Origin of the sequence: Nocardia sp. NPDC019395, assembly GCF_040632335.1 — a bacterium.
Classification (GTDB): Bacteria; Actinomycetota; Actinomycetes; order Mycobacteriales; family Mycobacteriaceae; genus Nocardia.
In genome coordinates this window covers 62,062-74,094 of sequence record NZ_JBEYBT010000021.1, presented here as the reverse complement: position 1 = coordinate 74,094, position 12,033 = coordinate 62,062, and the positions used below count along the sequence as shown (strand labels likewise).

The window sequence follows — 12,033 nt, the reverse complement described above, 5'->3', positions numbered from 1 at the left end:
TGTGCCCCTGCTTAGCCCCTCAAGCTAAGGGCCGGAAACTTGAAGCGCTAGGGCTTCTCTACAAGCTGGCTTGTGCCCCTGCTTAGCCCCTCAAGCTAAGGGCCGGAAACTTGAAGCGCTAGGGCTTCTCTACAAGCTGGCTTGTGCCCCTGCTTAGCCCCTCAAGTTTGGCCCGCTAATCTTGAACCGTGGACGTTGAGGCACTAAAGCAGTCTCCCATCGGTCGGCTGGTCCCAGCATCAGGTCTGGATCCTCAGACAAAGAAGGAGTGGTCTTACTGGGCTTATCTACCTAACGACCTTCCCGACGACCTGTCTCTCTCGCCCGCTGCCATCAACGCCAGCGCCAAGGCTGGCGTAGCAATCGCTCGCCTAGATGAGGCTGTAGCGCAGCTGCCTCGCCCGGAGATCATCGTTAGGCCGATCATTAGACGCGAAGCTCGAAGCACCTCGGCCCTCGAAGGCACCTACGCCTCGTTCGAAGAGGTTCTTGAGGCTGACTTCCTGGAAGTTGGCCAGATGTCAGAAGAGCAACGTGAAATTCACAACTATGTAGAAGCGACCGAGTACGCGGTCCGCAACATCACCGAGCGTCGGATCACCCGAAGCTTCCTCGGTGAGTTGCAGCAGATAATCGTGAAGGGCACCAGCGGCGACACTGCCGATGCTGGCGACATCCGGCCTCATCAAGTCGCCATCGGTGCTCGATACCGCCCTATTGAGGAGGCACGATTTGTACCGTGCCCACCTGGCGATCAACTAGCCGCAGGTGTAGCCGCGTGGTTGCAATGGATCGCGGACCGCGATCGAATGCCTCTAGTGGCCAGCATGGCCCTTGCGCATTACCAATTTGAGACACTGCACCCGTTTGGCGATGGCAACGGCCGCGTAGGACGTCTCGTTGCGATCCTCCAGGCGATGCAGGCCGGAGAGCTTAGATGGGCGGCTTTAAACGTCTCCCCGTACTTCGAGAAGCAGCGCAGCGAATACCAGCAACAGCTGCTCAATGTCACGGTAACCGGAGACTTCAACACATGGATCAGCTTCTTCGCCACCGGAGTCGAGATCGAGGCCCGGCAAGGCTTGGAGCAGATTCGCAATCTCCTAGAAGTTCGCGACGGTCTTGTAGCCCGTGTCCGATTGAAGCGAAAGGGCTCCGCAGTCGAGGTCGCCGAGTACCTGATCGGCTACCCGGTCATTGACATAAAGACCGTAGCCCAGCTAACCAACGTCTCGAATCAAGCCGCGAACCTCGTGGTCAGAAATCTCGTGGATGACGGCATACTTACCGAGGTCCCAGGCGGTCGGTCAAGAAAACTATTCGCCTGCAATGAAGTTCTGCGTGCGATCGCACAGGCACGCTAGGTGTAGTTCTTGGATGAGCGAGGAGGGGAGGAAGCTTTCGTAGTCGATGACGGAAGCGGCCTTTTATTGCTCGCCGTTATCTTGCGCGCAGTTTGGGCCCGGTGAGCTTTCGACGACAGATCTGACGACAGCTAACTACCCCCACCGTTTACGGCGCACAGGCCAGAAGTGGAAAGAGCGTGTTCTGCGACGGCGCTCGTGCCTGGCAATGTGGGGAGAGCGCCGACCGGAGTAGGGCTGAGGGGAAGCCAGCCCCTGTATGCGCAGACCACCACTCAGCAGGGCCAATGTGGCACCGATGCGACGAAACAGCGACCGGCATCTACCCACACTGCCCCATAGAGCCGCCGACTACGACGGACCAACTGGAAAAATGTCATACACGGGGGCTAGGCTCGCGAAGTATCCTCGCTGTTCACGGAGCGAGCCTAGCCCCCAGAGGTGCAAATTCCTCCTTCTTTCGCCCTTTGAGGTGAATAACTTCCACCACCGCAGAAGTCCGCCAGGGCTGCCCATCCCCGAAGAAGGTGGCGGGGCATCCACCTCGGCTGGTCCGCAACTGGTCCGCAGCACCGCTGTCTACGACCGACCGCCACCAACGAACCCAACGAACAATGCCCAGGTCACGCCATCGCGGCCAACGATGCCAACACTGACCATTCCCCACAAAACGGACATTTCCCGCTCTCCTAAAGCGGGTGTCGCAGGTTCGAATCCTGCCGAGGGCACAACCTGCGACAGCGTTTCCGCAGGTCAACTGGATTTCGCGATACGCGAATGGCTTGCGAATCACCAACAGAACCGGATATGTGCAGGTCAAACGGTTGCCCTGGTTCGAGCCTCCAGGCACACAAAACAAGGGCAACTGGACCGGCAATTCACCGGAATTCAGGGTCAGCCAACTTCGAAGCGGCCCGCCTGCCACCTCAGCAGTGCAGCAAGAGCCTTCGCCCGTTACAGCAGTGGTGATCCGGGGGCCGGGATGAGTTGGGTGGTGGTCACGTCAAGTATGGCGGTGGTGTCGAAACCCTGCATATCGGAGCGTAATTCGGAGCTGCTGAGGTACCGCTCGGTGATGGCGGCCGAGTCGGAGTCCGGGGGGAACGACAGCAATGCGTACAGTCTCGGCACATCGGAGTCGTCGGTCCACAGACCATGTAGGCCGATGCCGAATTTCGGGAAGCTCGCCAGATGCCGGGGATAGTGGGTGTTCCGATACCGTTCCAGTGCGGTTGCCGTCGACAGTGTGTAGACCCTGAGCTGATAGATCCTCATGATCCGGTTCTCCTGTTTTCTTTCGCGAATGGTTGCATGACCGCGGGTTCAGGCGGTCAGCAGCAGTAATGCGACCGCAATCATCACGGCCGCAGAGGAGGCGTGGACTCCGTAGGCGGCCGACTTGGGCCCCTTGTTGCGGAGCACCATCGTCGCGTCTCCGATCGGAATGAGGGCGAGGGTGAGTATGAGCCCGCCGAGCAGCGCGGGCGGGCCGACGGCGAGCAGGACGAGTATGCACGCCCCGGTGGCCATGTCGCGGATGCCCTTGATGCACAGCCACGCGCGGAAGGCGGGGTCCTGGATGGGGGGATTCGGGATGCCGAATCCGGCCGCACCCTGCGGTGCCCAGAAGAATGAGCTGCCCATGACGACGACCGCGATCCCGATGAGCGCAGCGAGGGCGCCGGCGATGATCAACTGCATGATGAATTCCTTGGATGTAGAGGTTGTTTCAGCTGTTGGGTAGAGTTCAGGCCGCGCGGACACGGCGGATGTGGCGGGCGTAGCGGGGGCGGCCGATGAGGTGCCAGATGCCGCGAACCGGGGTGGGCAGGCCGGACAGCAGGCGTGCGCGTTCGGACGGGTTCGCGTCTTCGAGGACTATGCCGAAGAGTGTGAGCAGTGTGAGCTTGGGGGTGTGCGCCACCAGGTGCCCGCCCAGGGAGGCCCATTCCGCTTCGGTGAGGTGGTCGGCGGCGAGCGGCAGCAGGGTGGTCTCCTCGTCGTCGAGGTGCTCCAGCAGGACCGCCCGGTGGTCGCTGAGCGACGCCACGAGAGCGTCGCGTTCGTCGGCTCCGGCGGTGGCCTCCCAGTTCGGCACCTCGGTGTCCAGCCTGGTCAGCGTGGCGGCTACGCGCTCGTGCTGGGCCTCCATCCGCAGGACGATGTCGGTCCCGAGGTCCACGCGGGCCAGCAGCGGCGGCCACAGCAGCTCGTCCTCGCCCTCGTGGTGATTCTGCAGGCCCAGCCGGTAGAGGCGGAAGTGGTCGGCGATGACTGCGGCGCGAGCGGTGTCACCCGGCGCGACCGCCGCCACCAGCTCGATCAGCAGCCGCGATTCACGGCGGAGTCCGCGGTGGACTACTTCCATGTCGTGGGTGTCGATGCTCATCTGCTCGTTCCCTTCGTGTCCCATCGGTTCGATGCACCGAGACTGAGCTCCAGGTTTTGGAAGGCGCTTGGAGACGACTTGGAACACCGGTGCAGGCCGCGCGTACGATCGGCGGGTCATGGTCTTGATCCGGGTATTGGGTTCGTTCGCGGCCGAGGACCGCGATGGGCCGGTTCCGCTCGGCGGACCGCGGCAGCGCGGGGTGCTGGCCCTGCTGGTGGCCGCACGCGGGCAGGTGGTGTCGGTCGATCGCCTGGTCGAGGATCTGTGGCGTGGCGAACCGCCGGGCCGTGCCCGCACCTCGTTGCAGGCGTACGTGTCCAACCTGCGCCGGCTGCTGGAACCCGGACGAGCTCCGCGCACCCCGGCCCGGCTGCTGGTGAGCGCCGCACCCGGTTACGCGCTGCGGTTGCCGCCGGACGCGGTGGACGCGTGGCGTTTCGAGGAGTTGCTCGACGAGACTCGCACGCTCGCCGATCCCCGCACCGCCCACGCTCGGCTGGGGGCGGCGCTGACGCTGTGGCAAGGGCAGGCGTTCGCCGAGTTCGCCGACGAGCCGTGGGCGGCGGCCGAGATCGCGCGGCTCGACGAGTTGCGGGTGGTCGCCCGCGAACTGCGCGTTGCGGCGGGACTGCGACTGGGTGACCCCGTCGCGGTGGTTCCCGAGGCGGAGGGCCTCACCCGTGACGAGCCGCTGCGCGAGGAGGGGTGGCGGATGCTCGCCCTCGCGCTGTGGGGCAGCGGTCGCCGAGCCGACTCGCTGGCCGTGCTGCGCCGCGCGAGCGCGACGTTCGCCGGCGAACTGGGGCTCGATCCGGGCCCGGATCTGGTGGAACTGGAAGCGGCGATCCTTGCCCAGCGCACGGATATCCTGCACGCTGCCGTTCCGCCGGCCTCCGTGCAACCCCCGCGCACCGAAGTTCTGCCCGGCGATAGCGCTCCGAAGTTCGACTACCCCGGGGCGCACACCATCGCGGAACAGGTACGGGATGTCACAAAAATGCCCAGGGCACAATCGGACTCGACAACCTCAGAGCTGAGATCGATCGAGCCGTCGAGCGGCGGGCCCGGCGCCTGCGCATTCGTGGGCCGCGATCGCGAACTCGCGGCGATGATGGCCGCCGCGGAGGAGGCCGCCACCGACGGGGTTCGCGTCGTGCTCGTCACCGGGGAGGCCGGACTCGGCAAGTCGACATTGTTGGAGCACCTCGGCGCACGGCTCGGACAGGACGGATGGCTCGTGGCCGCCGGGCGCTGTCCCGACCTGGACAGCGCTCCGCCCGCGTGGGCGTGGGTCGAGGCCCTGCGGGCGGTGGCGGCGAGTTGCCCGTCCGGCGAGCCGGCCGACGATCTGGCCCCACTGCTCAGCGATTCCGCACCAGGTGCCGACGACGCGACGGCCGGGCGGTTCCGGCTGCGCCGGGCCCTGTGGAACTGGCTCACCTTGGCCGCCGGCGCGCGTCCCGTGGCGCTGCTCCTCGACGATCTGCACTGCGCGGACGGCACGACCTTGGACCTGCTCGGCGGTGGCGTGGGTGTGCGGGCCCCGATCCTGATCGTCGCGGCGTATCGCGGGGACGAGAGCGAGCGGCTCACCGACACCATCGGATCACTCGCCCGGTCCGCGCCGCTGCGGCTGGACCTGCCCGGACTGCCCGCCGACGCTGTCGCCGAGCTCGTGCGCGCCGAATGCGCGGCCGACGACACGACCGTGACCGGGATCGCCGAGCGGACCGGCGGCAACCCCTTCTACGTGCGGGAGAGCGCGCGGCTGCTTCACGGAGAGGGCGCCCTGGTCGCGCTCTCCGAGGTCCCCGACGGTGTCCGGGATGTGCTGCGGCGCAGGCTCGCCCGGCTCCCCGAGGGCGATGTCTCCGTCCTGCGGCTGGCGGCGGTGGCCGGACGGGAGAGTTCGGTGGACGTGCTCGTCCGGGCTGCCGACACCGACGAGGACGGCGTGCTGAACGCACTGGACGCAGGCGTCATCGCCGGATTGCTCGACGAGCCGGGGCCTGGGCGGGTCCGGTTCGTGCACGCGCTGGTCCGGGACACGCTGGTGACCGACGTCAGCCGGATACGGACCACGAGGATGCACGCCCGGATCGCCGCGGCACTGGAGGGTTCGGGCGATATCGCGGCCCTCGCCCATCACTACGCGCGTGCCGGGTCACCGAAGGCCGTCGGCTATTGCGTGCGCGCCGCCGAGCTGGCCGAGGCACGCTATGCCCACGGCGTGGCGGCCGCGCTTCTCACCGATGCCGTCACCAACTCCGCCGACCCGGACGAACACGTCGACCTGCTCGGTAGGCTGCTGCGCGCACAGGTCCGGGCCGGATCCTTCGCCGCGGCCAGGGCCACACGCGAGCAGGCCGTGGAGTACGCCGACTCGATCGGGCGCGAGGACCTGATGATCGCCGCGTTCACCGCCTGGACCGAACCCACCCCGTGGCAAGCCCGCCCATACGGCACGGTCGACCACCCCATCGTCGAACGCCTCGGCCGCCTGCTCGAACGGCCCGGCCTCGCCCCCGGCACGCGGTCCCACCTTCTCATCGCCTACGCCCACGAGCTGGTGGGCGAGGACGATCCGACAGTCGTCGCGGCGGGGAGAGAAGCCCTCGACCTCGCGGCCGATCCCCGCCTCCGCGCCGCGGCGCTGCTGGTCCTCGCGCGCGCGTCCGGACGGGAGGAGTACTCGCGTGAGCTGGTGGAGATCGGCGTCGAACACGACCTGCCCATCTACCGCGTGACCGGGCTGCTGGACCAAGCCGCGAACGCCGCGGCGGCCAACGACCCGACGACCATGCGCCGCGTCAGCGAAGAAGCGCTCGACCTCGCCCACACCTACCGGATGCCGGAGGCGATCGGCGCCGCCGAGATCGCACTGGCGACGCTGGTGCTCATCGAGGGCCGGTTCGCCGATGCCGAACGCCGCTACGCCGACGCCACCGAACGCATGGAACGCGCCGGATCGGTGCACGCCGCGGGCTTCCTCCGTCTCGCGCGGGCGGCGATCTGGATCGGCGACGGCACGCTCGGCGACCACCTGGACGACGTGCGTGCCTTCCACGAGGCACTCGGCCCCATGGTCGCCGACCTGCTCACACTCGCCCTCCATGCGGCCGGCCGCGGCAGCGAGGCCCACCGCTCCGGCGCAGCACACGCCATCCGGCCCGACTTCTTCTTCACCTTCCTGACCAGCCTGCGCGCCCTGGCGATTATCGCCTCGAACGACCGCGACGCCGCCGAGCAGACCTACGCGGACCTGCTCCCACACCGAGACGGGCCCCCGGCGGGCGCGGAGACCGTGTCACTGGCCCTGCGCCCGGTCGCCCACACGCTCGGCGAACTCGCCCTCTTCCTCGGCCACCACGATGAGGCCGTCGCCCACTTCACCCGGGCCGCCGCCATCGCCGACCGGTGGCACGCCCCCCACTGGTCCGCCGACGCCCGCGCCCACGCCGCGCATGTTCTCGGCAACCATGTTTCGACCCCGCGGCAACGCTGAACCGCGTTCGGCGGCGGGTGTCCCAGCGCACCGGTTACAGCGTTCCAAGTCGGCTCCAAGTGCCTTCCAAAATCCCGGGACCATTGTCGAGCTCATCGGAACCGAACCCATAGAGGAGCGAAACATGAGCACACCCACTTTCCGGGCCGCCGTCGTCCGCACTCCGAGCGGACCCGACTCGATCGAGCTCATCGACATCCCGCTCTCCGAGCCCGGCCCGGGTGAAGTCCGGGTCGCGGTCGCGGCCGCGCCGGTCAACCCCACCGACCTCGGAGTCGTGGGCGGGTTCTTCCACGAGCTGGGCATGATCAACCAGCCTTCGCACACCGGCCTGGGCTGGGACTTCGCCGGCACCGTGCGCGCCGCCGGTCCGGGCGTAGATCTGGCCACCGGCACCCGGGTCGCCGGTGTCGTCCTCGGTTTCGACCGCGACTTCGGCACCTACGCCGAACAACTCGTCGTGCCCGCCGCCGATCTCGCCGTTGTACCCGACGGACTCGACCTTGTCTCGGCATCGACGGTGCCGCTCAGCGGCCTGAGTGCGGCGCAGATCATCGATCTGCTCGGCGACGCGCCCGCCGATGGAAACCGGCTGCTGGTGACCGGCGCGGCAGGCGCGGTCGGGGCCAACGTTGCCGCGCTCGCACCCGACCGCGGTTGGCGGGTGACCGGCCTGGCCCGAGCCGGGGACGAACAGTTTGTGCGGAGTCTCGGCGCCGACTTCGTCACGAATGCCGGGATCGGCTGGGACGCGGTCGTCGATACCACACCCCGGCAGGTGTGGGGCCTGACCCCGGTCCGCGACGGCGGCACCTTCGTCGGCGTCCGGCCCAATATCGTGCCCGCGGCCGAGCGAAGGATCACAGTGAACACACTGATGGCACAGTCGGACGGTCCCCGACTGGAGCAGCTGCTGGCCCACGCGGCGTCCAGCCGGTTGCCGACTCGCGTGCATGCCGTCATGCCGTTGGCCCGGGCCGCGGACGCCCACCGGGCCATGGCCGAGGGCGGGACGCGCGGTCGCTACGTGCTCGAGCCCTGACCGAAGCGGCCACAGCGGAGGTCGGGAAGGATGACCGGGGAGTACGTGGAAGCACAGCTCAGCCCCCACGCCAACGATCACCTCCGAGACGCAGCGGTTGTGCCCGGATGGCCGGCGGCCTCTTCCAGCGGAGTGAGCGGGCGGATCGGAATCGGCGGCATCCACATACCGAGTAGATCGACTCGGTGCAGACGCGCCTCGATCACCCGGCCGACGCCCAAGCGGAAGAGACGGGTAACGGCTGGGCCGGGGTCGGCACGCCGCTGCCGCGGTCGCCCACCACCGTGCACGACACCCACGACAACACGGTCGCGATCCTGGCCGCAGCCACTCATAGCCGATACACACACACGATGACCAGGTGTTTTCCGATTGCCCATGTTTTGTGTTTCCTGCCGAGGGCACAAGCCTGCACTGAACCCGATGCCTCCACCGGACCTGCAAGCTCACCGACTGCTCCCCCTCGGCAGTCCCCGCCTCACTGGCCGGGACGTTGCGATGTGCCGTCGAAAAGTCTGTCGAGGTAGTAATCAATGGCGGCCGACGCGGCGTCGGGATCGATGACGCCGAGGTCGAGAAGCGGGGTGAGGCCGGTCAGCGCAAGCAGGAGGTTCGTCTCTATGACCGGATCGCGATCCGGCGCGATGCGGCCTTCGGCGATTGCTTGCCTGATCAGGCGTTCGGTCAGCGCTCTGCCGTTCCGGAGTCCGAGGCGGGCGCGGTCGTGCAATTCTGGGTCGTGCAGTGCCTCGAGTGTGTAGGCGGCACTCATGCGGCTGGTGGCGCGGGCGTCCGGGTGCAGGGGGAGCATTTCCATGAGGGTCACGCGCAGTGCGTCTCGGGGGTGCGGAGGTGAGCCGAGTCGGTCGAGGCTTCGGGTGACGCGCTGCGAGGTCTGTTCGGAAGCGAACTCCATCGCGAATACGAGCATCGCTGTCCGGGAGGTGAAATAGTGCTGGACCTGTCCGAGGGAGACGTCCGCCTCGCGGGCGACCTCACGCATCGTCGCCCGGGTCCAGCCTTGTTGTTCCACTACTCGCCACAGTGCGCGTGCGATGGTTTCGCGGCGTTCTCGGTGGTCGACCTGTTTCGGCACGAGAACCCCTTTCATTTGTTTCCATACATCTGACACAATACAGTTGACTTGAAAAAAGGGTGAGTAATGACCCTCCGGCCGAGGAACGTCGAAGCACTCACCGAGGACCGCTACCGGTCGAGCCGGGCGGAGGCCGACCCGCGCGGCATGCCTTCCCTTCCCGGGCGAGCGCAGCCGATTCGAGTTGAGGAGTGCGCGATGACCACATTCGCCGCCGCTGAGCTGGAGACAGCATATTTCGCGGCCTACGACGCGGTGATGGCATATTGGCCGGCACAGGCCGAGACGGTAGACCTCGAGGGTCGGTACGGAACGACACGAGTCACGTCAGCAGGCCCGACCGGAGCGCCGTCGCTGGTCCTGCTCCACGGATACAGTGGCACGTCCGGAATGTGGTACCCGGTAGTCGGTTCGCTGGCCGAGGAGCATCACGTGCGGGCCGTGGACACCATGGGCGAGCCGGGCCACAGTCGACACACCGGCGCTGCTTTGACCAGCATGGACGATCTCGTGGACTGGCTGGCGGAAACTTTCGATCTGCTCGAGCTACCCACCGCGGACCTGTGCGGCCAGTCCCTGGGCGGGCACCTCGCGTTCCGGTTCGCGCTCGCCCATCCCGAACGGGTGCGGCGCCTGGTCCTGCTCGATCCGCCGCTGGTCTTCGCCGGGCTCAGCCCCGAGTTCGAGGAGTTGGGCCGCAACCGCAACCCACACCCCACTTTCGAGGAGGCCCGCGCCGTGCTGGCACCGGGCGCCCTCGGCAGCGGGCCGGCGCATCTGGAGGCCTACTTCGACCTGCTCGCTCACGGAGCCGCGCACTTCCCGGCCTCGCCGATCATTCATCCCCACCTGCCGGCCGAGCTGACGCAACTGCCGGTCCCGACCCTCGTCGCCTTGGCCGGGGCGAGCCAGGTGCACGATTCGGAGGCGGCCGCGGAAGTCGCGCGGCGTGCCGGGGCGCACACGGTGATTCTCCCCGGTGCGGGGCACGGTCTCCTGGCCGACGTCGAACCTGTCCGCAGCCTCGTCCTCGAACACCTCCGGCGAAAGGACGCGCCGGCCTGATACCGCGACAGCGAACCCCGAACAGCACCGAAAGGGCGTCACACACCGCGACCTGTCCAGCGTCACTCCGTCCTCACGGTTACGGGCGACCCGGACAGCATCGTCACGGAACTCCTGCCGACGGCCGGCATCGTTTTATCCGCACCCCCGGACGATCCAGCGAAGTTCCGGACGTCGGGAAGTCCGGCCGCACACCATGGTCGGATGACCCGGCGCATCGCGGCTTCGCCGGCGCCGCCGATCCAGATCGGCGGTCCGCCTGTCCGGACCGGGCGGAGGTCGGCGTACACCGGCGGCAAGGAGAGGAACTCACTGTCCCAGGACACCGGAGTGGTCGTCCACCACGCGTGCAGGAACGCCAGCAGGTCATCGAGCATCTTGCCGCGCAGATCGGGCTACGCCGCGTGGTCTGCTACCCGGCCCCCTCTAGTCGTTGTTTCCAGCGATAGCTTTCATGGCCTTCCAGCCATGGGTTACGCCGCCGCCTGCCCGCAGAGCCGCGGCAACCATCACCGCCTCGGCAACATCTGCCTGCGAGGCTCCGGCCGCCACCGCGCGCTTCGCGTGGTCCTCGATGCAGTACGGGCACTGGGTGGTTACGGCGACGCCGACAGCGATGAGTTCGCGAGTCGCCAGCGCGAGGCCGTCAGATTTCTGGCTGAACACGGCTTTGTCGAAACCGAAGAATGCCGAGACCATTTCCGGTGCAGCCTCTTTGAGATCGGCCATGAACTCGGCCTCTTCGTTGTGCGAGTGCATCAATCTGTTCCTCTCTATCGGAAGCCGAAGGGCGCAGCTTCGCTGCATCCTCCGCGCCGCAGTGTTTCCGCTGGTGTCACGGTCGCAGACAGAGTTCGTGGCCGGTGTTTTCGCCCTCTCTGCTGCCGCGCCGGGCCGCTGGCGGCGCAGAGTGCAGGAAGCCGCGCTCAGGCGCTCGCGGCGGCTGCGCGCCCCTCCAGCGCCGAGACAACCAGATTGCTCTTGTGCAGCGGTTCAGCGGAACGCAGAACCTCGATCCACTCGCTCGTTTTTGCGATGGCCGCCCAGTTCGACTGCAGCAGCACCATCAGGGTGGAGTGCAGGTTCTCGGCGGACACCCGGCCTGCTTCGTTGGCGAGGTCGATCGCGCCGGTGGCGTCGGACAGGACCTCTGCGGCGAAGCCGAGCCCCTCGGCTTCCACGACGGAGGCGAGATCGCAATTGTTGGCCATGTACCCGACTATCGTCACGGTATCGATGGTGCGCTCACGCAACCACTCCGCCAGGCCGGTTCCAGCGAATACGCTGCCGTAGACCTTGTGCAGGCGCTTGGTGCCGGCGTCGAGCCGCTGCTCGACCTCCGGGTGCAGGGCCCAGCCCGCCGAGCCCTCGACGAACACCGGGGCGCCCTCGGGCATGCGGTGCTGAACGACCACCACCGGAACGTCGTTGGCGTTGGCCGCGTCGATCGCCGCGAGGATATTGGCGAAAGACCCCTCGATGGGCGGGAACTGGATCTGCAGTGGTCCGGCGAAATATTCCTGCTGGACGTCGACAACTACGAGGGCACGGCGTGCTGCGGTCATGAAA

11 protein-coding genes are annotated in these 12,033 nt (G+C 67.2%); 4 read left to right on the top strand and 7 right to left on the bottom strand.

Annotated elements, in window-relative coordinates; genetic code table 11:
• Positions 1-188: 188 nt before the first annotated feature.
• Positions 189-1,364, top strand: coding sequence for a Fic/DOC family N-terminal domain-containing protein (locus ABZ827_RS28175; protein ID WP_357242947.1), 1,176 nt, complete (start codon positions 189-191; stop codon positions 1,362-1,364).
• A gap of 954 nt (positions 1,365-2,318) precedes the next feature.
• Here ABZ827_RS28175 and ABZ827_RS28170 read toward each other — a convergent pair.
• From ABZ827_RS28170 to ABZ827_RS28160, 3 genes are read right to left on the bottom strand one after another with little or no spacing between them, the layout of a single operon-like run.
• Entirely contained in the window at positions 2,319-2,639 is a 321-nt protein-coding gene (locus tag ABZ827_RS28170) for an NIPSNAP domain-containing protein (RefSeq protein WP_357242944.1), read from the bottom strand.
• Between the two features lie 48 nt (positions 2,640-2,687).
• A complete protein-coding gene (locus ABZ827_RS28165) occupies positions 2,688-3,065 on the bottom strand; it encodes a DUF4267 domain-containing protein (RefSeq protein ID WP_357242941.1) in 378 nt (125 codons plus the stop codon).
• A gap of 46 nt (positions 3,066-3,111) precedes the next feature.
• Entirely contained in the window at positions 3,112-3,753 is a 642-nt protein-coding gene (locus tag ABZ827_RS28160; protein WP_357242938.1) for a hemerythrin domain-containing protein, read from the bottom strand.
• Positions 3,754-3,871: 118 nt separating this feature from the next.
• Here ABZ827_RS28160 and ABZ827_RS28155 point away from each other — a divergent pair, with 118 nt between their 5' ends.
• Positions 3,872-7,261, top strand: coding sequence for a BTAD domain-containing putative transcriptional regulator (locus ABZ827_RS28155; protein WP_357242935.1), 3,390 nt, complete (start codon positions 3,872-3,874; stop codon positions 7,259-7,261).
• A gap of 124 nt (positions 7,262-7,385) precedes the next feature.
• On the top strand, positions 7,386-8,303 hold the full coding sequence (locus ABZ827_RS28150) for a zinc-binding dehydrogenase (RefSeq protein WP_357242932.1): 918 nt from the start codon (positions 7,386-7,388) through the stop codon (positions 8,301-8,303).
• 478 nt (positions 8,304-8,781) lie between these two features.
• Here ABZ827_RS28150 and ABZ827_RS28145 read toward each other — a convergent pair whose 3' ends face one another.
• A complete protein-coding gene (locus tag ABZ827_RS28145) occupies positions 8,782-9,414 on the bottom strand; it encodes a TetR/AcrR family transcriptional regulator (RefSeq protein ID WP_357242929.1) in 633 nt (210 codons plus the stop codon).
• A 183-nt stretch (positions 9,415-9,597) separates the two neighbouring features.
• Here ABZ827_RS28145 and ABZ827_RS28140 point away from each other — a divergent pair, with 183 nt between their 5' ends.
• Entirely contained in the window at positions 9,598-10,464 is an 867-nt protein-coding gene (locus ABZ827_RS28140; protein ID WP_357242926.1) for an alpha/beta fold hydrolase, read from the top strand.
• A gap of 62 nt (positions 10,465-10,526) precedes the next feature.
• Here ABZ827_RS28140 and ABZ827_RS28135 read toward each other — a convergent pair whose 3' ends face one another.
• From ABZ827_RS28135 to ABZ827_RS28125, 3 genes are all read right to left on the bottom strand, one after another.
• Positions 10,527-10,853, bottom strand: a complete 327-nt coding sequence (locus tag ABZ827_RS28135; protein ID WP_357242982.1) for an LLM class flavin-dependent oxidoreductase — start codon at positions 10,851-10,853, stop codon at positions 10,527-10,529.
• Between the two features lie 37 nt (positions 10,854-10,890).
• Positions 10,891-11,223, bottom strand: coding sequence for a carboxymuconolactone decarboxylase family protein (locus tag ABZ827_RS28130; protein ID WP_357242923.1), 333 nt, complete (start codon positions 11,221-11,223; stop codon positions 10,891-10,893).
• 167 nt (positions 11,224-11,390) lie between these two features.
• Complete coding sequence (locus ABZ827_RS28125; protein WP_357242920.1) at positions 11,391-12,029, bottom strand: isochorismatase family protein; 639 nt, start codon at positions 12,027-12,029, stop codon at positions 11,391-11,393.
• Positions 12,030-12,033 lie beyond the last annotated feature (4 nt).